Raw genomic sequence first — 19,507 nt, forward strand, 5'->3', positions numbered from 1 at the left:
CTTCTCGCCGGACCGCAGGGGCGACCCCCCGGCGGCCTCCATGGGGTATGGGGTAATTGGCAGCCCGACGGTTTCTGGTTCCGTTAGTCTTGGTTCGAGTCCAGGTACCCCAGCGCACGACCGCTCGACAACTTCATCTGCACGCCTAGGGCCCCGTCGTCTAGCGGCCTAGGACGCCGCCCTCTCACGGCGGTAGCGAGGGTTCGAATCCCTTCGGGGCTACGTAACGTGACTGTCCGACCACATCATGTGGTCGGACAGTCGCCGTTCGGGAGACCTGTCTCCGGGTCCAGGTCCAGACCCAGGGCGCTCACGGCTTCCACGTCGTAACGGCGCAGCATCGCCCATGCCCAGTCCAGCTCATCCGCCACGCGTTGCCCCTTCGGCTGCGCTGTCGACCACAGCTCGAGGTTCTCGAGCCGGTTGTCGAGGCGCTCGCCGTTGACGTGATGCACCACTTCGTCCGGCCTCAGCGGGCGGCCGAGCGAAGCCGCCAACACGAGCCGGTGCTCGAACTCGGCCCGACGCCCGGGCGGCACCAGGTGCCGCTCGTCCGGTCGGACGGCACGCCACCAGTAGCCGTGGCTGATCGAGCCGTCGCCTGTGATCGTGCGGAGCGGCCCGCCTGCAGTCGGATCGCCGTGCTTGCGGCGACGCTCGCTGTGCGACCGGCACAGGCCAGCGCTGACGGCGCCGCGGGGGCAGCCTTCGACCTGGCAGGTGTCCGCCTTCGGCCGGGTCAACGGCACGTCCGCGCGCACGTCGCCCGTGCGGCTCCAGCGCAGGTAGTGGCCGTGGCACCAGCCCCGGGTGACCGCTGCACGCCCGCAGCTGCTCACGGCGCAGGTGGTCGGCGCCCGGTCCGGCTGCACCTGACCGTGTCGCAGCAGCTGCTTGTAGTGCCGCCCGCAGTGCCCGCGCGCGTAGACCTCGCGGTCGCAGTCGAGGGTCTCGCAGATCCGCATGCGGTCAGGCTGGCTCCAGGGTCCGACAAGCCGACGCGAGCATCCACAGGCGGCAGGTGGCGCTCAGCCGGCGACGACGTGCAGGCGGCGCTGCGGGGCGAGCCCGAGCTCCTCCGGCGTGCCCCAGGACCCCAGCAGGGCGTCCAGGAGCTCCGCCGGCAGGTGCTGCACGGGCGCCGCGGACACGGCCGTGACCACGTCCTCGTTCCGCACGCGGAGAGCCTCGAGGTCGGCGACGGGTGCCGGGCGGCGGGAGGTGCGGGTGGCGGCGTGCAGCGAGGGGGTCACGGGTCGACAGTGCCGCCCAACTGCGGCGGGCGCCATGGCCCGTTGTGACCGTTCTTGGGGTAGTTCGCCCCGGTCCCCGCTAGTCGGCGGCGAGCTCGGCGGCCGCGGCAAGGACGGCAGGGGCGTGCAGGCGCCCGGGGGAGCGGGTCAGCCGCTCCAGCGGCCCGCTCACGCTCACCGCGGCCACCACGGCTCCGCCGCGGGTGCGGACCGGCGCCGACACCGAGGCCACGCCGGACTCGCGCTCGGCCACCGAGTGGGCCCAGCCCCGACGCCGGACCTCGGCCAGGGTCCGCGGGGTGAAGGCCGCTGTCCGCACCAGCGGGTCCTCGGGCGCCCAGGCGAGCAGCACCTGGGCCGCGGAACCGGCCGTCATCGGCAGCGAGCTCCCGACGGGCACGGTGTCCCGCAGGCCGCTGCCGCGCTCGGCCGCCGCGACGCAGACCCGCTGCTCGCCCTGTCGCCGGTACAGCTGGGCGCTCTCGCCCGTCGTGTCCCGCAGCCGCGGGAGCACCCCGGCAGCCCGCTCCAGCAGGTCGTCGCCGACGGGTCCGCCGGCGAGCTCGCCGAGCCGGGGTCCGAGCCGCCAGCGCCCGTGGCGGTCCCGGGCCAGCAGCCGGTGCACCTCGAGCGCCACGGCCAGCCGGTGCACCGTGGCCCGCGACAGCCCCGTCCGCTCCACCAGGGCGGCCAGCGAGGTGGCGCCGGACTCCACCGCCTCCAGCACGAGGACGGACTTGTCCAGGACGCCGACTCCGCTACTCTGTTCCACGTAGTGACACTAACTTCTCACATGCTGGGATGGCAACGATGGGTCGCACGCTCGCCGAGAAGGTCTGGGACGCGCACGTCGTCCGTCGCGCCGAGGGCGAGCCGGACCTCGTCTACATCGACCTGCACCTCGTCCACGAGGTCACCAGCCCGCAGGCCTTCGACGGCCTGCGCCTGGCCGGCCGCACCGTCCGCCGGCCGGACCTCACCCTCGCCACCGAGGACCACAACGTCCCGACGACCGGGCTCGTCATCGAGGACCCCGTCAGCCGCACGCAGGTGGAGACGCTGCGCAAGAACTGCGCCGAGTTCGGCATCCGCCTGCATTCGCTGGGCGACATCGAGCAGGGCATCGTCCACGTGGTCGGCCCGCAGTTGGGCCTCACCCAGCCCGGCATCACCGTCGTCTGCGGCGACTCGCACACCTCCACGCACGGAGCCTTCGGCGCGATGGCGCTGGGCATCGGCACCAGCGAGGTGGAGCACGTCATGGCCACGCAGACCCTGCCGCTGAAGCCATTCAAGACCATGGCCATCACCGTGAACGGCACCCTGCGCCCCGGCGTCACCGCCAAGGACATCATCCTCGCCGTGATCGCGAAGATCGGCACCGGCGGCGGCCAGGGCTACGTGCTCGAATACCGTGGCAGCGCCATCCGGGCCCTCTCCATGGAGGGCCGCATGACCATCTGCAACATGTCGATCGAAGCCGGCGCCCGCGCCGGCATGGTCGCCCCCGACGCAACCACCTACGCGTACCTCGAGGGCCGCGCACACGCGCCACAGGGCGCGGACTGGGACGACGCAGTGGCGTACTGGGACACCCTGGCCACGGACGAAGGCGCCACCTTCGACGCGGAGGTGATCCTCGACGCCGACGCCCTGGAGCCGTTCGTCACCTGGGGCACCAACCCCGGCCAGGGCGTTTCGTTGAGCGATACCGTGCCCGACCCCGCCGAGATCGACGACGCCAACGAGCGCAGCGCCGCCGAACGCGCCCTCGAGTACATGGACCTGGCCGCCGGCACCGCAATGAAGGACATCCACGTCGACACCGTGTTCCTGGGCTCCTGTACCAACAGCCGGGTTGAAGACCTGCGCGCCGCCGCCGGGATCATCAAGGGCAAGACCATCGCCGATGGTGTGCGAATGCTCGTGGTGCCCGGGTCCGCCCGTGTGCGCATCGAAGCCGAGGCCGAGGGTCTCGACAAGATCTTCCTGGCCTTCGGCGCCGAATGGCGTTTCGCCGGTTGCTCCATGTGCCTGGGCATGAACCCCGACCAGCTCGCACCGGGGGAGCGCTGCGCCTCCACCAGCAACCGCAACTTCGAGGGTCGGCAGGGAAAGGGCGGGCGCACCCACCTGGTGTCGCCGCTGGTGGCCGCGGCCACCGCCATCCGTGGCACCCTGTCCAGCCCCTGGGACCTCGTGCAGGACGGCACCATCCCCGCCGACGCCGTGCCGGCCGATCTCATCCCCGTGAAGCTGTAGGAGCACCGAACATGCAGAAATTCACCACCGTCACCGGCGTGGGCGTACCCATGCGCCGCTCCAACGTGGACACTGACCAGATCATCCCCGCCGTGTTCCTCAAGCGGGTCACCAAGACCGGATTCGAAGACGCCCTGTTCTACGGATGGCGGCAGGATCCTGAGTTCATTCTCAACCAGCCCACCTACCAGAGCCCCAGGGTCCTCGTCGTCGGCGCCGACTTCGGCACCGGATCCTCCCGCGAACACGCCGTCTGGGCGCTTCGCGACTTCGGCTTCGACGTGGTGCTCAGCCCCCGGTTCGGCGACATCTTCCGGGGCAACTCGGGCAAGCAGGGCCTGCTCGCCGGGCAGATCAGTGAGGACGACGCGGAGACCCTCTGGGAAATTCTCGAGGCGCAACCCGGAATAGAAGTGACCGTGGATCTGGTTGCCTGTACCGCCAGTGTCGGTGACCTCACAGTCTCATTCGAGGTCGACGAATACACTAGATGGCGACTGCTGGAAGGCCTGGACGACATCGGCCTCACGCTGCGCGACGAAGCGCGGATCGCAGAATTCGAAACCCACAGGGAGCCCTGGCGCCCCCGCACTCTCCCCGCAAGGCAGGTAAATTCTTGATCATCGTCGGCGAAAACGAGCAGGTCCGCGAAGAAGATCGCGTACGCGACAACGCACAGCGCGGCAACGCGCAAAGTCATGGAGCGAACGTGGGCCTGATGGGCGACAAGATCACCATCCGCGGCGGACGCCCGCTGATCGGCCGCATCGAGGTCAAGGGCGCGAAGAACCTGGTCACCAAGGCCATGGTCGCGGCCCTCCTCGGTGAGACCCCGAGCATCCTGCGAGATGTGCCGAACATCAGCGATGTGCGCATCGTGCGCGGGCTGCTCGAAGCGCACGGCGTGAAGGTGTCCGAGGGCGACGAGCCCGGCAGCCTGCTGCTGGACCCCGTCGACGTCGAGAGCGCCCACTACGCCGACATCGACGCTCACGCCGGCTCCTCCCGCATCCCGATCCTGTTCTGCGGCCCGCTGCTGCACCGCCTCGGCGAAGCGTTTATCCCCGACCTCGGCGGTTGCCGCATCGGCGATCGCCCGATCGACTACCACCTCGAGGTGCTGCGCCAGTTCGGCGCCGTCGTCGAGAAGCAGGTCAACGGCATCCGCATGTCGGCGCCGAACGGCCTCAAGGGCACCAAGGTGGAGCTGCCGTACCCGAGCGTCGGCGCCACCGAGCAGGTGCTCCTCACCGCCGTGCGCGCCGAGGGCATCACCGAACTGAAGAACGCGGCCATCGAGCCGGAGATCATGGATCTCATCAACATCCTGCAGAAGATGGGCGCTATCATCACGGTCGACACCGACCGGGTGATCCGCATCGAGGGTGTCGCGAGCCTGCAGGGCTACCAGCACCGCGCCCTGTTCGACCGCAACGAGGCCGCCAGCTGGGCCGCGGCCGCGCTGGCCACCGACGGCGACATCTTCGTCGGCGGCGCCAAGCAGGCCGAGATGCTCACCTTCCTCAACGTCTTCCGCAAGGTCGGCGGCGCCTTCGACATCCACGACGACGGCATCCGGTTCTACCACCCAGGCGGCGACCTCAAGCCCGTCATCATAGAGACGGATGTCCACCCCGGCTTCATGACCGACTGGCAGCAGCCGCTCGTGATCGCCCTCACCCACGCCCACGGCGTGTCGATCGTGCACGAGACCGTGTACGAACAGCGCTTTGGCTTCGTCGACGCACTGGTCGAAATGGGTGCCACCATCCAGATCCACCGCGAATGCCTCGGCGGCCACCCGTGCCGCTTCGGCCAGCGCAACTTCAACCACTCCGCCGTCATCGCCGGCCCCACCAAGCTCGTGGGAGCCGACATCGAGGTTCCCGACCTGCGCGGTGGCTTCAGCCACCTGATCGCGGCCCTGACGGCCGAGGGCACCTCCACGGTGAGCAATGTGGGAATCATCAGCCGCGGATACGAGAACTTCATCACCAAGCTGCGTCTGTTGGGAGCTGACTTCGATCTCGCAGGATAATGGCACCGTGCCAGACTCAAACGTGCCAGAATCCCGTCCGCCCGAACCCAGCAAGCCCGCATCGACCCCGCCGGTGAAGTCCGGCACGGTGAGAAGCGAAAAGAGCTCCCCGTCGATCTTCTGGCTGTTGGCGGTGCTTGTGGTGCCGGTGATGAACGTGGTTGCCCGGTACCGCATCACCGACGGCGACAAGTTCCCGCGGCAGGGCGCGTTCGTCTTCGCCCCCAACCACTACAGCGAGATCGACCCGATCGTGATGGGCATGGTGAGCTGGAAGCTCGGCCGCCTGCCGCGCTTCCTGGCCAAGGCGTCCCTGTTCAAGCTGCCGGTGGCGGGCTGGTTGCTGACCAAGTCGGGGCAGATTCCCGTGCAGCGCGGCGGCTCGGTTCGCGGCAGCGAACCCGTCAAGGCGGCCCGCACCCTGGTTGAACGCGGCCAGATGGTGGTCGTGTACCCGGAGGGGTCGCTCACCCGCGACCCGGAGCTGTGGCCGATGCGCGGCAAAACCGGCGCGGTGCGGATCGCCCTCGAACAGGGCATCCCCATCGTGCCGGCCGCCCACTGGGGCACCCAGCAGATCATGCCGCGGTACTCCAAGAAGCTGAACGTGTTTCCCCGCAAAACCATCCTGGTGAAGATCGGCGACCCGATCGACCTGGCCGAGTTCCGCGACCGCACCCTCAACACGGCCACGCTGAATGAGGCGACCGCCGTGGTGATGGATGCCATCACCGCCCTGCTCGAGGACCTCCGAAACGAGACCGCACCGGTCAAACGCTGGAATCCCTCTGACCACAATCAGGAAGAGACCGGCCGTTTTGAAGCCTAAAGTCCAGCCAGGCACCCGGGTAGCCGTTCTCGGCGCGGGAAGCTGGGGCACCACCTTTGCCAAGATCCTCACCGACGGGGGAGCCGACGTCGTGCTCTGGGCCCGGCGGCCCGAACTGGCGCGGGAGATCACCGAGGGCCGCCGCAACAGCGACTACCTGCCCGGTATCAACCTTCCCGTCGGGCTGCGGGCGACGTCCCGGCTCGACCTGGCCCTGGCCGGGGCCGAGCAGGTCTTCGTGTCGGTACCGAGCCAGTCGCTGCGGGAGAACCTGATCGCCGCCGAACCGTTCCTGGCCCCCAACGCGATCATCGTGTCGCTCATGAAGGGCGTCGAACGCGCATCCGGCCTGCGGATGAGCGAGGTCATCGAAGAGATCCTGCCGATCGACCCGTCCCGCATCGCGGCCATCTCCGGGCCGAACCTGGCCCTTGAGATCGCCAAGGAGCAGCCCACGGCCGCCGTGGTGTCCTCGTCCAGCCTGGAGACCGCCCACGCGGTGGCCCTGCTGGCCACGACGAAGTACTTCCGCTCCTATGTGAACACCGACGTCATCGGCACCGAGTTCGGCGGCGTGCTGAAGAACCTCATCGCCGTCGCGATCGGCATCGTCGACGGTGTCGGCTACGGCGAGAACACCAAGGCGTCGATCATCACCCGCGGACTCGTGGAGATGACCGACTTCGCCGTGGCCTACGGTGCGCAGCCGGAGACGCTGGCCGGCCTGGCCGGCCTCGGCGACCTCATCGCCACCTGCCAGTCGCCGTTGTCCCGCAACAACACCGCTGGGCGACTGCTCGGCCAGGGCTACAGCTACAACGACGTCATCGCGCAGATGCACCAGACCACCGAAGGCCTCGCCTCCGTGGGCCCGATCCTCGAGCTGGCCGGCGCCAAGGGTGTCGACATGCCCATCGTCGAACAGGTGCGACAGGTGCTGGCCGGTACGCTGAAGCCGCGGGATATCGCGCCCCACCTCACGACTGACTCCGGCGCACCGCAGGGTGAAAGGACCATTGATGACGGACAAACTCACGGTAGCGCTGCTGTTTGGGGGGCGTTCAAGCGAACATTCGATCAGCTGCGCCACAGCGGGCGGAGTACTGGCCGCAATTGACCGCGACCGGTACACCGTCATCCCGGTCGGCATCACCCGGGGCGGCGCGTTCGTGCTCGAGGACGACGACCCGACAAAGTTCACGTTGTCCGCGGCGGCCCTGCCGGAAGTAATCGACAACGGCACCCGGGTGCTCTGGCCCGACAGCGCCGCCAGCCGGGAACTGAGCGTCGTCGACGCATCCGGCCGGCGGAGCCTGGGCAGCATCGACCTGGTCTTCCCGATCCTGCACGGCCCCTACGGCGAGGACGGCACGGTGCAGGGGATGCTCGAACTCGTCGACCTGCCGTTCGTCGGCTCCGGCGTGCTCGCCTCCGCCATCGGCATGGACAAGCACTTCACCAAGACCGTGCTGCAGCAGGCGTCGCTGGCCGTGGCGCCGTGGCGCACCATTTCAGCGGATGACTGGGCGGAGGCCCCCGGGATGGCCTACGCCGCGCTCGAAGACCTCGGCCTGCCCGCCTTCGTCAAGCCCGCCCGCGCCGGCTCCAGCGTCGGTGTCAGCCGGGTCACCTCGGCGGACCAGCTGGCCGAGGCCATGACCGTCGCGCTGTCCGAGGACGACAAAGTGCTCATCGAGACCGGCCTGGTCGGCCGGGAACTCGAGGTCGCCGTGCTGCAGGGCCGCCCCGGCGAGCCCGCCCACGCCTCCGTCGCCGGCGAGGTCGTCGTCACCGGCCGCGACTTCTACGACTTCGCCGCCAAGTACCTCGACGCCGCCGGCATCGACCTGGTCTGCCCGGCGAACCTCGCCGCGGCCGACCTGGCCGAAATGCAGCGCATCGCGGTGCGGGCCTTCGAGGCAATCGACGCCGGCGGCCTGGCCCGGGTGGACTTCTTCCTGACCGCGGAGGGCTGGGTGATCAACGAGATCAACACGATGCCCGGCTTCACACCGATCTCGATGTTCCCCAGCTGCTGGTTGGCCAGCGGGTACACCTACCCGCAGCTGATCGACGAGCTCATCGACGTGGCCCTGGCCCGTGCGGCGCACCGCCGCCGCCGCACATCCGCCGTCGTCGCCGACTAGCGCTTTCCCGCCCGCCCGCGACTTGCCGGTTGAGGCCCCCTCAGAGCGTCTGAATGGGCCTCAAGTGTCATCTCACGACGGAGGGGCGCTTCCGAAGGAGCGGGGTGTTACGGGGCCGGGGTCTCGGTCGGCAGGGTGACGTCGGCGGCGTCCAGGCACTGGGAGGTGGCGGGAATGTATCCGATGGCGTCGGCCAGGTCGACCATCGTGGTCGAGCCGCTGACCAGCTCGGAATCGATGTAGACCTCGGTGGCGGGGTCACGGCCGTACGTCGTGTACCGGTAGTTGGGCGCCTCCGAGTCGTCTTCGATCCAGTCGATGCCATTGATGTTCACACAGGGCAGCGTAGTGGGCCCCGGCACCGTGACCCCGCAGGTGAGCAGCACGGCGGTCGGGTCGCCCCAGGCGCCCGTGGCCTGGGCGTTGGTCTCGCGCTCCGGCTGGTCGGCGACCGAGGCGGGCAGGTGCACGATGACATCGGCGCAGTCCGGATTCACGGCATCGTCTGCGGCCTGCATGGGAACGGCGGCGGAGCATCCGGCCAGCGCTACGGCGGCGACGCTGAGCAGCACCGCCCCGGCGGTGCGGACTGAGCGAGCGGTGCGGTGCCGGGCGGCGCCGGCTTCGGGGCGGGGCGCGCTGTCGGTGTGCAGGTGCGTGAGCGGGGGAGTCATCGCATTCAGGTTACCGTTTGAAGTATGACGAATGCAGCGGCCGCGATGCCGGCGCCGGCCGAGAAGACCCTGGCGGACCTGACCGAGGGTGAGGTCCTCGCCCAGATTTTCCCGCGGCTGCCGCACGCCGACACCGAGCTGCTCGGCCCGGGCGACGACGCCGCCGTGCTCTCCGCCGCGGACGGCCGGTTCGTCGTCACCTGCGACATGATGGTGCAGGGACCGGACTTCCGCCTGGCCTGGTCGACCCCGCACAACCTGGGCTGGAAGGCCGCCGCCACCAACCTCTCCGACGTGGCAGCGATGGGCGCCCGGCCGACGGCGCTGGTGGTGGCGATCGCCGCACCGCCGTCCACCCCGATCTCGGTGATCCTGGGCATCGCCGACGGGCTGCGGGACGGCTGTGCGGCGCTCGCCCCCGGGTGCGGCGTCGTGGGCGGCGACCTCTCGGCCTCCGACGCGCTGACCCTGTCGATCACCGCGTTCGGCGACCTCGAGGGCCGACCTCCGGTGCTGCGCTCGGGGGCCTCCGTCGGGGACGTCGTCGCGCACGCCGGTCGGCTCGGTGACGCCGGGATCGGCCTCGGCTTGCTGTTCCGCCACGGGGTCGACTCCGACGGTGTACCCAGCAGCGTGCACGCCGACGCGCTCAAGGCCCAGCAACGGCAGTTCGTCGACGCCCAGCTGGCACCGGAGCCGCCAATCCACCTGGGGCCGGTTGCGGCGCTGGCCGGCGCGACAGCCATGCTCGACGTGTCCGACGGCCTGGCCATCGACGCGGGCCGGCTCGCCCGGGCCAGCCGGGTCGGCGTGAACTTCGACTCAGCGGCCCTGGGCGCCCGGCCGGAGCTCGCGCTCGGCGGCGGCGAGGATCACGGCCTCCTCGCCACGTTCCCGCCCGACGCGGCGCTCCCGGCGGGATTTCGGCGCCTCGGCGAAGTCACCGACCAGGCGGGCGTCGTCCTGGTGGACGGCCGACCGCACACGCAGGGCGGCTGGGACCCGTACCTGGGCTGGGACGGCGCCGTCGGCTGAGCCGGCTGCAAGGTGGGGGCGCCGCTTAGGTGCGGCCCGCGGGGCCCGGGTCGCGGCACCGAGGCCAACTAGCGCGGGGCCTTGACGAGGGTGCGGGCGATGTCGCGGGCCCAGGCTTCGATCTCGGGCCAGTTCCGGAAGTAGCCGGCCGGGATCTTCTCGGCGGCACCAGGGAACTTGCGAATCATGCGGTGCGGCAGACTCAACGCTCCAGGGTCGATGGCGCCGAAGAAAACGCGGTCCTCGACGGGCCGCACCGTGGTGCTGAAGTCGGCGATTTCGGCCGGGACGTTGATCTCGCGCAGGTCGACACCGTCCGCATCGGTGTCCGCGGTACCGAGCGGGCCGCTGCTGAACAACCACACGAGATGCTCCAGCAACGTGGGCTGGTGGTGTCGTACGAAGGTCGACGCGGCCGCCAGCCAGTGCCCCAGGTAGACGGCGCTCCCCACGACGAAGGCGTCGAATCCCGCGACCTTCTCGGCGTGCGGCGGCTCCGCCGCGTCGAACACTTCGGTGTCGATGCCGGCGAGCCTGAGTTCGGCGCCGATCCGTTCCGCGATGCCCTTCGTGGCGCCGTAATGGCTTGCACAGACAACCGCTACGCGCACGGAGTCGACCTTTCGCTCGCGGTGGCCGGGATTTGGCCGCACAGCCCACGCTATGCCTGAAATTACGTTCTGACCAGCCCTCCCGGCGATGGCCGCGTCAGGAGGGGCTGGCGACCGCGGCGTACCAGAGGGTCGTGTCGCCATAGCTCTTGCGCCGCTCCCGTTCGAGGCCGGGGCCCCACATGGGTTCGGGGGACCGGGAGGACCGTTCCACCACCACGAGGGCGTCGCGGTCGAGCAACGGGGTCAGGGCGGCGAGATTCGCGGCCAGTTCGCTGTCGGGAAGGTCGTACGGCGGGTCGAGGAAGACCAGGTCGAAGCCGTCCGGGGTGGAGGCCAGGAACGACGCCACCGCCTGGCTGGACACGGAGATGGACAGCTCGGTTCCCTGGGGCGCGGCCTTGTGCACGGCCGCGGCGTTCTTGCGGCAGGACTGGCTGGCGGCGAAGCCGTTCTCCACCAGGGTGACCACCCGGGCGCCCCGGCTGGCGGCCTCGAGGCCGAGCGCCCCAGAGCCGGCATAGAGGTCGAGCACCCGGTAGCCGCGCACGGCGTCGCGCGCATCGAGGGCGGAGAACATCGCCTCGCGGACCTGGTCGCTGGTGGGGCGGGTGCCCTTCGCCGGCACGGTGAGGGTGAGGGAGCCGGCGAACCCGGCGATAATTCGCGTCATTTGCTTCGAGCCTAGCGGCCGGGCTGCATCCGCTGTCGGTGGGGACGTTTAGCATCGAAGTATGACCGGTTCGGATGCCGCCGCCACCCCGCGCGACCCTTTCGACGACCCCACCCCGCTGACCCTGGACTCCCCGTTGCGCGTCGTCCTGGCCGCTGGCCCCGCCACCGTGCTGGCCAAGGCCTTCGGCATGGCCACGGTGGCCGACCTGCTCAGCCACTACCCGCGCCGTTACGCCCGGCGCGGCGAGCTCACCACCCTGGCCGAACTGCCCCTCGACGAATCCGTCACCGTGCTGGCCGAGGTGATCTCGGTCAGCGTTCAGGACTACGGCCGCGCGCAGCCGGGCAAGAAGGCGCTGCACCGCACCAAGGTCGTGATCTCCGACGGCCACGGCATGCTCCCGCTCACCTTCTTCAACAAACCGTGGCTGATCAAGACCCTGCGCCCGGGCATGCGCGGGATGTTCTCCGGCAAGGTCACGGTCTTCAACAAATCCCGCCAGCTCGCCCAGCCCGACTACCAGATCGTGCCCGGCAGTGACGACCCGATGGATGCCACGATCTCGACGGCCGATGCGGCGGAGGCCCGGCTCTGGGGGCAGCGGCCCATCCCCATTTACCCGGCCACCGCGGCCATGACCAGCTGGCAGATCGCCAAGATCATCGTGGACGTGCTGGGGCAGCTCGGCCCGGTCGACGACCCGATCCCGGAGCAGATGCGCCTGGAGCGGTCCCTCCTCGGACACCGCGACGCGCTCACCCTCATCCACCGCCCCGTCACCGACGAAGAATGGAACGCGGCCAGGGCGACGCTGCGGTTCACCGAGGCCTTCGTGCTGCAGTGCGTGCTCGTGCAGCAGCACACCGAGCACCGGGCCCTGCGTACCACGGTGCGGTTGCCGGTACCCGGCGGGTACCTGGAGCGCTTCGACGCGGCTCTGCCCTTCGCGCTCACCGTCGACCAGGAGGTCACCGGCGCCGAGATTGCGCGGGACATGGGGCTGACCGCGCCCATGAACCGGCTCGTGCAGGGTGAGGTGGGCTCCGGAAAGACCGTCGTCGCCTTACGGGCCATGCTCGCCGTGGCGGACTCGGGCGGCCAGGCGGCGCTGCTCGCCCCCACCGAGGTGCTCGCCGGGCAACACCTGCGCTCGATGACCAGCATCCTGGGGCCCGACCTGGCGGCCGAACTGATGCCTACGCTGCTGACCGGCCAGCTGCCCGCAGCCGCCCGGCGCAAGGCGCTGCTGCGCACGGTGTCCGGGCAGGCGCGCATCGTCATCGGTACCCACGCCCTGCTCAGCGATGCCGTGCAGTTCTTCGACCTCGGGCTCGTCGTGATCGACGAACAGCACCGGTTCGGCGTCGACCAGCGGGAAGCCCTCCGGCTCAAGGCCGAGCTGCCGCCGCACGTGCTCGTTCTCACCGCCACCCCCATTCCCCGCACCATCGCCATGACGGTTTTCGGCGACCTCGACGTGAGCACCATCGCCATGCTCCCCGCCGGGCGGCCGGGCATCGAGAGCTTCGTCGTGCCGCTCGACGAGAAACCGGCCTGGGTGATGCGGGTCTGGCAGCGTCTGTCGGAGGAACTTGCGCTGGGCCGGCAGTGTTTCGTGGTGTGCCCGGCCATCGCTCCGAAGAAGCTTGAGCAGGGCGAGGAGATCGACTTCGACGCCGCTCCGATGACCACCGTCGAGGAGTTGCTCGCCGATCTTCGCCGGCATCCGCTGCTGAGGGCCGCCCGCATCGAAGGGCTGCACGGCGCCATGAGCACCGACGAGAAGGACGCCACCATGCAGGCGTTCGCGGCCGGCGACATCCAGGTGCTCGTGGCCACCACCGTGATCGAGGTGGGTGTCGACGTGCCCAACGCCTCCGCGATGGTGGTGATGGACGCGGACCGGTTCGGGGTCTCGCAGCTGCACCAGCTGCGCGGCCGGGTCGGCCGCGGCGGTGTCCCCGGCCTGTGCCTGCTCGTGACGACCGCGCCGATCGGCTCGCCGGCCCGGGAACGGATCGAGGCGGTCGCCAAGACACTCGACGGATTCGAGCTGGCCCAGGTGGACCTCGAGCAACGCCAGGAGGGCGATGTCCTGGGGCGGTTCCAGTCCGGCGGGCAGTCCTCGCTCCGGCTGCTCCGGGTGGCGACCGACGGCGACATCATTTCCGACGCGCGCACCGCGGCTCGGGAACTCATCGGGGGAGACCCGGAGATCCGCACGATCCCCGCGTTGCGGGCCGCCGTGCGACGTCGCCTCGACGACTCGGAGCGGGCCGCGCTGTCCAAGGGCTGAACCGGACCAGACCGGGCTTGCTGGCAATCGTCCCGACGTCCACCCAATCCGGCGGCCCGGGCAGCGGGCGCTCCGGGCTGGCGCTAGGGTGAACCGTATGCGCCGGATCGCCGTTGTCCCTGGTTCCTTCGACCCCGTCACCCTGGGGCATCTTGACGTGATCCAGCGAGCGGCGGGCCTGTTCGACGAGCTTCATGTTCTCGTGGTGCACAACCCGGCCAAGTCGGCACTGCTCCCCATCACGCAGCGGGTGTCCCTCATCGAACGGTCCATCGCCGAGGGCGATCTGCCGTCGAACATCGTCGTGAGCTCGTGGAGCGTCGGGCTGCTCGTGGACTACTGCATCGACGTGGGGGCCAGCGTTCTGGTCAAGGGCATCCGCTCGCAGATCGACGTGGCCTATGAGACACCGATGGCGATCGTCAACCGCAATCTGGCGGCGGTCGAGACCGTGTTCATGTTGCCGGATCCGGCGCACGCACACGTCTCGAGCTCGCTGGTGCGGCAGGTCGCAGCCCTGGGCGGTGACATCGCGCCATACGTGCCGCCGTCGGTGGCGGCCTTCCTGAATCGACCGCTCGCATGAACGCGAATCCGGGGCGGCTGATCACCGGCGGAGTCTCGACCGGAACCGCCCCCGTTCACCAGAGCGGTGGGGCCGACGCCTACGGGCGGGCGGACGGCGACGAGACCGTTTCCCTCGACGATGTGCAGCGCGCCGCGCTGGCGATCATGCGCAATGTCGAGTCGGTCATCGACGGGAAGCATTCCGCGGTGCAGATCGCGCTGACCGTGTTGCTTGCGGAGGGACATCTCCTTATCGAGGACGTTCCGGGGGTCGGTAAGACCATGCTCGCCAAGGCCCTGGCCAGGTCGGTGGATTCCAGCGTCACCCGTATCCAGTTCACGCCCGACCTGCTGCCCTCCGACGTGACGGGTGTGTCGGTGTACAACCAGATCGATCGCCGGTTCGAGTTCAAACCCGGCCCCATCTTCGCCAACATCGTGATCGGCGATGAGATCAACCGGGCCAGTCCGAAGACCCAGTCTGCGCTGCTCGAGTGCATGGAGGAACGCCAGGTCACTGTGGACGGCCACAGCTACCGGCTCGAGCGCCCCTTCACGGTGGTGGCCACGCAGAACCCGATCGAGATGGAAGGCACCTACGCGCTGCCCGAAGCGCAGCGCGACCGGTTCATGGCGCGTATCTCGATGGGCTACCCGGACTCCGCGTCCGAATTGGCGATGCTGGACTCCCGTGACATCAGCAGCCCGCTCGCCCAGATCGACGCCGTGGTGACCGCGGGTCAACTGCGTGGCATGATGACGGCCGCCCGTGCCGTGTTCGCGTCCAGTGCGGTCAAGGAATACGCCGTGGCGGTGGTGCGCGCCACGAGGGACGACCGTGACCTGCGGCTGGGCGCCAGCCCGCGCGCGACCCTGCAGCTGATCCGAGCCGCGAAGGCGCAGGCCGCGCTGCACGGCCGGGAGTATGTCCTCCCCGACGACATCGACACCCTTGCCGTAGCGGTCCTCGGCCACCGGCTGGTACCGACCACCCGGGCCCTCGGGCATCGCTCCCAGGACAGCGCCCTGCTCATCGAGGAGACGGTGCGCCGGATCCTGGCATCGACGCCGGTGCCGACGGGTTCGCAGGGCCGGTTGTAGCCGGTGGGCTGGGCCGCGGCGGGTATCGGCGTCATGATGGATGAGACGCAGAGGAACGGGCCGTGGCGCCAGTGGGCGCGGCGCAGCCGAGCGTTGCTTCGAACATGACGGAAATCACCGCGGGCCAGGCACGTCCGGGTCGACCGCCCATCGCGCGGTCGACCTATATTTCGCCGCGCACCGCGCGCGGGGATACCCGCGCCAGAAGATTGGTGCGCCCCACCCTGCGCGGCGGGCTATTCCTGGCCACGGGAGCGGCGCTGTTCGTCGGCGCGTGGTCCTATGACCAGCGCGACCTTCTCTTCGTCGCCGGGGTGCTGCTGCTCGTGCCGCTGGCGTCACTGGGTTATGTCCTGGTGCATCCGGTTCGGGTCGCTGTCACCCGCACGTTCCGGCCGGCCAGCGTCTCAGCGGGGCTCACTGCGACCGTGACGCTGCAGATCCGCAACCTTTCCGCCGTGCCCCTCTCCGGCTTGCGGTGGCGTGACACTGCCGTTGGCGGCGTGGTGCCTCCTGCGGGGCAACCGATGCGGAGGCTCGGCTCGGCCAGGCCCGGCCGCCCGACTCCCACCGACACGGCGGTGGTAAGTTACCCGGTGCGCGCGGCGAGGCGGGGAAGCTATCCCATCGGCCCGGTCTTGCTCGGCAGGGTCGACCCGTTCGGGCTCGCCTACGGCGAATGGCCGGTGGGCACCCCCCACGACTTCACCGTCACCCCCCGGGTGACCCCGCTTCCGGGCGGTGGAGTGTCCATCAGCCGGGGTGAGGGGTCTCGGCACGAGCGCCTGAGGCACCTCAACAATGACTCCGACGAGCTCATTGCCAGGGAGTACCGGCCGGGAGACCCGCTGCGCCGGGTGAACTGGCCCGCCACCGCCCGGCACGGCGAGATCATGGTCCGTCAGGAGGAACAACGCAGTCACCCCGAGGCCAGGGTGCTGCTGGACACCACCCGCGGTGGCATCGGCCCCGTGGAACGCGGTGGACCGCACGGACGGGGCGGGCACCGAGCGGAGTTCGAGCGCGCCATCGAGCTGACCGCATCGATAGCCGTGCACCTTCTCGAGGGCGGGTTCCGGGTGGAGATGGTCGAGATCGGCCCCGCCCAGCTGGTGCCGTCCCCGCTGGCGTCGGCCCGGCCCGGCCCGGGGCAGAGTTCCCTCGGCGCGGACCCCGATGCGGGCAGGCGCGGCGGCCTCCGTGGCGATGAGCAATTGTCGTTCACGGGGCCGGAGGGGACTCGGGCGCTCCTGGACGCCTTAGCACGACTCGAGCAACGCGACCCGGCAGCACCGATCGACGCGGCATCGGAGCTCGCGGGTCCCCGGAACCACAGGGCCGGTATCAGCGGGGCGCAGATTCCCACGTTCGCGGTGCTCGTGAACACCGGCGCCCGGGACACGTCCGACGTGGTCACCCTGCGGTCCCTGTGCCAGCCGGCCGTCGCCTTCGTCTTCGACACCATGGGCGCGGCTGCTCTCGATCGTCTCGGCGAGGCCGGGTGGCAGTGTGTTCCGACGACCGCACTCACCTCAGTGGAGGCGGCGTGGCAGCTGGCAGGCCAGGACCGAGGGGATCCCAGTGACCAGAACTAGTCCGGCCACCAGCACCGACCGGCCCGCCCGACCCGACCCGGCGGCGGGCACCGGTCCCGCCGGCCGCGCCCCCCGGACCGGTTCCGGTCCTGGTCGGCCGGGCGCCGTACGCTGGCCGTTGTCGCTGATGCTGCTGGTACTCCTCCTGGCCGGCTGCACCGCCCTGGGCCCGGTGCTGGCCGGATCGGCGTGGTGGTGGGTACTCCTCGTCGTCGCCGGCGTCGTCTTCGCCTCGGCCGCCGGCATCCGGCGGGCACGGGCCCCGGTCGCGCTCGTGCCGTTCCTGACGGCCGGCGTGCTGGTGATCCTGCTCACGCTGCTCTTCGGCGGTGGCACCGGGCTGCTGTGGCTCATCCCGACCGGCGACACGCTGTCGGGTTTCGGCGACCAGGCCAGGGCCGGCATCCTGTCGATCCAATCACAGGACACCCCCGCAACGGTGGAAGGCGGCATCCTGTTCCTGCTGGCCGTGGGCGTGGGTGTTCTCGCGATCCTGATGGACACCCTCGCGATCGGCCTCCGATGGCCGGCGCTGGCCGGGATACCGGTGCTGGTGCCTGTCATGGTGCCCGGTTTCGTGGTGACGGACGGCGCAGACTGGACCGCCCTGGTCGCGACGACGATCGCCTACCTCGTGCTCCTGCGGGTCGAAGTGCATCTGCGCCCGGCGCCGGGCTCGGAACGCGGTGCTCCCGGCGGCGGCCCGGGCTCCGGCGTCATGATGCGCAGCACCGTCACCATCGCCGCTCTCGGCATCATCGCCGCACTCGTCGTCAGTGCCAGTGTGCCCCCGAACGCCGGGGGCGGACCCAACGGGTCGTCGGCCAGCGGCCTGTTCGGTTCGGGAATCACCCCGATGATCGACCTCGGCCAGGACCTGCGCCGGCCGAAGCCGGGGCCCGCCCTGCACTACCGCACCACAGCGACCGAGCAACCGTATCTGGCGGTGCTCACCCTGGACGACATCAGGGGCACCACCTGGTTGCCGCGGGCGGTGGCCGTGGACCCGGACAAGACCGTCGCGGACATCGCCGACCCACCCGGGCTCTCCGACCGGGTGGCCAGGACGACGGTGACCACGGTCATCGGCATCGACGGACTGCGCACCTTCCGGTTGCCCGTCCCCGTTCCGGCCAAGAGCGTGGCCGGGTTGACAGGCGACTGGTTCTGGAGCAACAGCACCCGGGTGATTTCGAGTGCGGGCAGCAACACGTGGGGCCAGCGCTACACCGTGACGTCCCTCGAGGTGCAACCGACGAGGGAACAGCTCCGGGAATCCGGCGGCCGTTATCCCGTGGGCATCGAGCCCAGTCTGGGCCTGCCCGAGGACACCCCGGAGATCGTCGGGCAGACCGCGCGCACCGTCACGGCCGGCGCGGGATCGAAGTACGACGCCGCAGTGGCGTTGCAGGACTACCTGCGGGGGAACGACTTCAGCTACGACACCGAAGCGCCGGTCGAGGACGACTTCGACGGGGGCGGCGCGGATGTGATCGGCACCTTCCTCGAGACGAAACGCGGCTACTGCGTGCATTTCTCCTCAGCCATGGCGATGATGGCGCGAGCCCTCGATATTCCGTCGCGAATCACCCTGGGGTATCTGCCGGGCACCCGCACGACAACGGTCATCGGCGGCTATAACCGCTACGAGGTGGATTCGCACGACCTGCACGCCTGGCCGGAGCTCTACTTCGTCGGCATCGGCTGGGTGCCGTTCGAGCCGACACCGGGACGAGGGACCGTTCCGGACTACGCGCTGCCGGAGAGCCTGACGGCGCCGGGTCAACCCGCCGGGGGTGCCGCATCACCGGTCGCACCGCTGACGGACCCGACCAGGGGACTCACGCCGGAGGGCCTCGACGCCGGGGCGGCGGCCGAGGAAGACGCCACGGGAACCCTCACCCGCATCTCGCTGGTCGCTGGGGGCCTGCTGGTGGTGCTGCTGATCCCGGCCGTGTGGCGGCGGCTGCGGCGCCAGCGCCGGCGGGCGCTGCTGGGGGCCGGCCGGGCGGATGCGTCCCTGGCCTGGCGAGAACTGGCCGACACCGCCCTCGACCATGGAATCGCCGTCGCCGAGACGGTGACCGCCAGGGCACTGGCCGCAGGAATCCGGGAGCGCCCAGGCGTGGGCGACACGCCGGAGGTGCTGGAAGCGCTCGAGCGACTACTGGTCGCCACCGAACGCATCCGGTACGGCAGGAGCGCGGCTGCCACGGAGGCCGGGGCAGCCCCGCTCCTGGCCGACCTCGACGTCGTGCTGCGGGCCGTCCGCGGCGGCGCAAGCATCCTGGAGCGGGCGCGGGCGCTGCTGGTTCCGACCTCGTTGAGCTCACCCATCCTGCGCCGGATGGGCCTGGCCAGGGATGCGACCTACGCGCAGGACGGGACGGGGAACGTTCGCACCCCAACGGACGCGTAGAATT

At 70.1% G+C, this 19,507-nt stretch carries 18 protein-coding genes and 2 tRNA genes; 14 read left to right on the forward strand and 6 right to left on the reverse strand.

What is annotated here, in order from left to right; all coding sequences use genetic code 11:
- The first annotated feature begins 41 nt into the window (after positions 1-41).
- Both JWP54_RS07475 and JWP54_RS07480 read left to right on the forward strand, forming a co-directional pair.
- Positions 42-113, forward strand: a tRNA-Gln gene (locus tag JWP54_RS07475).
- Positions 114-149: 36 nt separating this feature from the next.
- Positions 150-222 (forward strand) — tRNA-Glu (locus tag JWP54_RS07480).
- 23 nt (positions 223-245) lie between these two features.
- On the opposite strand, the gene JWP54_RS07485 is transcribed toward JWP54_RS07480, so the two are convergent.
- The 3 genes from JWP54_RS07485 to JWP54_RS07495 form a co-directional block, all read right to left on the reverse strand.
- On the reverse strand, positions 246-965 hold the full coding sequence (locus JWP54_RS07485; protein WP_297369702.1) for an HNH endonuclease: 720 nt from the start codon (positions 963-965) through the stop codon (positions 246-248).
- A 63-nt stretch (positions 966-1,028) separates the two neighbouring features.
- Positions 1,029-1,253 (reverse strand): hypothetical protein, encoded by a 225-nt coding sequence (locus JWP54_RS07490; protein ID WP_297369705.1) that lies wholly within the window; start codon positions 1,251-1,253, stop codon positions 1,029-1,031.
- Between the two features lie 79 nt (positions 1,254-1,332).
- Positions 1,333-2,025 (reverse strand): IclR family transcriptional regulator, encoded by a 693-nt coding sequence (locus JWP54_RS07495; RefSeq protein ID WP_297369707.1) that lies wholly within the window; start codon positions 2,023-2,025, stop codon positions 1,333-1,335.
- A 38-nt stretch (positions 2,026-2,063) separates the two neighbouring features.
- On the opposite strand from JWP54_RS07495, the gene leuC reads away from it, so the two are divergent.
- The 6 genes from leuC to JWP54_RS07525 all read left to right on the forward strand — a co-directional run bounded on the left by leuC (position 2,064) and on the right by JWP54_RS07525 (position 8,529).
- Positions 2,064-3,515: a 3-isopropylmalate dehydratase large subunit gene (gene leuC / locus JWP54_RS07500; protein ID WP_297369889.1), complete on the forward strand. Its 1,452-nt coding sequence runs from the start codon at positions 2,064-2,066 to the stop codon at positions 3,513-3,515.
- 11 nt (positions 3,516-3,526) lie between these two features.
- Complete coding sequence (leuD, locus tag JWP54_RS07505; protein ID WP_297369711.1) at positions 3,527-4,135, forward strand: 3-isopropylmalate dehydratase small subunit; 609 nt, start codon at positions 3,527-3,529, stop codon at positions 4,133-4,135.
- 98 nt (positions 4,136-4,233) lie between these two features.
- Positions 4,234-5,553, forward strand: a complete 1,320-nt coding sequence (gene murA / locus JWP54_RS07510) for a UDP-N-acetylglucosamine 1-carboxyvinyltransferase (protein WP_297369891.1) — start codon at positions 4,234-4,236, stop codon at positions 5,551-5,553.
- Between the two features lie 7 nt (positions 5,554-5,560).
- Positions 5,561-6,382 carry a 1-acyl-sn-glycerol-3-phosphate acyltransferase gene (locus JWP54_RS07515; protein ID WP_297369715.1) on the forward strand — a complete coding sequence of 274 codons (822 nt, stop codon included), beginning with the start codon at positions 5,561-5,563 and terminating at the stop codon, positions 6,380-6,382.
- Positions 6,372-7,499 carry an NAD(P)H-dependent glycerol-3-phosphate dehydrogenase gene (locus tag JWP54_RS07520; protein ID WP_297369717.1) on the forward strand — a complete coding sequence of 376 codons (1,128 nt, stop codon included), beginning with the start codon at positions 6,372-6,374 and terminating at the stop codon, positions 7,497-7,499. The genes JWP54_RS07515 and JWP54_RS07520 overlap by 11 nt, the downstream gene beginning before the upstream one ends.
- On the forward strand, positions 7,402-8,529 hold the full coding sequence (locus tag JWP54_RS07525; RefSeq protein ID WP_297369720.1) for a D-alanine--D-alanine ligase family protein: 1,128 nt from the start codon (positions 7,402-7,404) through the stop codon (positions 8,527-8,529). Before JWP54_RS07520 ends, JWP54_RS07525 begins: the two co-directional genes overlap by 98 nt.
- A 107-nt stretch (positions 8,530-8,636) precedes the next feature.
- Here the strand turns inward: JWP54_RS07525 and JWP54_RS07530 are convergent, their stop codons facing one another.
- Positions 8,637-9,203, reverse strand: coding sequence for a DUF3515 family protein (locus JWP54_RS07530; protein ID WP_297369723.1), 567 nt, complete (start codon positions 9,201-9,203; stop codon positions 8,637-8,639).
- Positions 9,204-9,227: 24 nt separating this feature from the next.
- Here JWP54_RS07530 and thiL point away from each other — a divergent pair, with 24 nt between their 5' ends.
- Positions 9,228-10,238, forward strand: a complete 1,011-nt coding sequence (gene thiL / locus JWP54_RS07535) for a thiamine-phosphate kinase (RefSeq protein ID WP_297369726.1) — start codon at positions 9,228-9,230, stop codon at positions 10,236-10,238.
- A 68-nt stretch (positions 10,239-10,306) separates the two neighbouring features.
- On the opposite strand, the gene JWP54_RS07540 is transcribed toward thiL, so the two are convergent.
- Together JWP54_RS07540 and rsmD are read right to left on the reverse strand one after the other, a co-directional pair.
- Positions 10,307-10,849: a flavodoxin domain-containing protein gene (locus JWP54_RS07540; RefSeq protein WP_297369729.1), complete on the reverse strand. Its 543-nt coding sequence runs from the start codon at positions 10,847-10,849 to the stop codon at positions 10,307-10,309.
- 97 nt (positions 10,850-10,946) lie between these two features.
- Positions 10,947-11,522, reverse strand: a complete 576-nt coding sequence (gene rsmD, locus JWP54_RS07545) for a 16S rRNA (guanine(966)-N(2))-methyltransferase RsmD (RefSeq protein ID WP_297369732.1) — start codon at positions 11,520-11,522, stop codon at positions 10,947-10,949.
- Positions 11,523-11,583: 61 nt separating this feature from the next.
- Here rsmD and JWP54_RS07550 point away from each other — a divergent pair, with 61 nt between their 5' ends.
- The 5 genes from JWP54_RS07550 (at position 11,584) to JWP54_RS07570 (ending at position 19,503) form a co-directional block, all read left to right on the forward strand.
- A complete protein-coding gene (locus JWP54_RS07550; RefSeq protein WP_297369734.1) occupies positions 11,584-13,821 on the forward strand; it encodes an ATP-dependent DNA helicase RecG in 2,238 nt (745 codons plus the stop codon).
- A gap of 97 nt (positions 13,822-13,918) precedes the next feature.
- Positions 13,919-14,407 carry a pantetheine-phosphate adenylyltransferase gene (gene coaD / locus JWP54_RS07555; RefSeq protein ID WP_297369737.1) on the forward strand — a complete coding sequence of 163 codons (489 nt, stop codon included), beginning with the start codon at positions 13,919-13,921 and terminating at the stop codon, positions 14,405-14,407.
- A 146-nt stretch (positions 14,408-14,553) separates the two neighbouring features.
- Positions 14,554-15,489, forward strand: coding sequence for a MoxR family ATPase (locus JWP54_RS07560; protein WP_297369894.1), 936 nt, complete (start codon positions 14,554-14,556; stop codon positions 15,487-15,489).
- 212 nt (positions 15,490-15,701) lie between these two features.
- Positions 15,702-17,084 (forward strand): DUF58 domain-containing protein, encoded by a 1,383-nt coding sequence (locus tag JWP54_RS07565; protein ID WP_297369739.1) that lies wholly within the window; start codon positions 15,702-15,704, stop codon positions 17,082-17,084.
- On the forward strand, positions 17,071-19,503 hold the full coding sequence (locus JWP54_RS07570; RefSeq protein WP_297369742.1) for a DUF3488 and transglutaminase-like domain-containing protein: 2,433 nt from the start codon (positions 17,071-17,073) through the stop codon (positions 19,501-19,503). Before JWP54_RS07565 ends, JWP54_RS07570 begins: the two co-directional genes overlap by 14 nt.
- Positions 19,504-19,507 lie beyond the last annotated feature (4 nt).

This window comes from Cryobacterium sp. (assembly GCF_025463825.1).
Lineage (GTDB): Bacteria > Actinomycetota > Actinomycetes > Actinomycetales > Microbacteriaceae > Cryobacterium.

Coding starts and splice junctions, on each gene's coding strand:
- leuD (WP_297369711.1), top strand. CDS start 3,527: ATGCAGAAATTCACCACCGTCACCGGCGTGGGCGTACCCATGCGCCGC.
- murA (WP_297369891.1), top strand. CDS start 4,234: ATGGGCGACAAGATCACCATCCGCGGCGGACGCCCGCTGATCGGCCGC.
- thiL (WP_297369726.1), top strand. CDS start 9,228: ATGACGAATGCAGCGGCCGCGATGCCGGCGCCGGCCGAGAAGACCCTG.
- JWP54_RS07560 (WP_297369894.1), top strand. CDS start 14,554: ATGCGCAATGTCGAGTCGGTCATCGACGGGAAGCATTCCGCGGTGCAG.
- JWP54_RS07530 (WP_297369723.1), bottom strand. CDS start 9,203: ATGACTCCCCCGCTCACGCACCTGCACACCGACAGCGCGCCCCGCCCC.
- rsmD (WP_297369732.1), bottom strand. CDS start 11,522: ATGACGCGAATTATCGCCGGGTTCGCCGGCTCCCTCACCCTCACCGTG.
- leuC (WP_297369889.1), top strand. CDS start 2,064: ATGGGTCGCACGCTCGCCGAGAAGGTCTGGGACGCGCACGTCGTCCGT.
- coaD (WP_297369737.1), top strand. CDS start 13,919: ATGCGCCGGATCGCCGTTGTCCCTGGTTCCTTCGACCCCGTCACCCTG.
- JWP54_RS07550 (WP_297369734.1), top strand. CDS start 11,584: ATGACCGGTTCGGATGCCGCCGCCACCCCGCGCGACCCTTTCGACGAC.
- JWP54_RS07485 (WP_297369702.1), bottom strand. CDS start 965: ATGCGGATCTGCGAGACCCTCGACTGCGACCGCGAGGTCTACGCGCGC.
- JWP54_RS07525 (WP_297369720.1), top strand. CDS start 7,402: ATGACGGACAAACTCACGGTAGCGCTGCTGTTTGGGGGGCGTTCAAGC.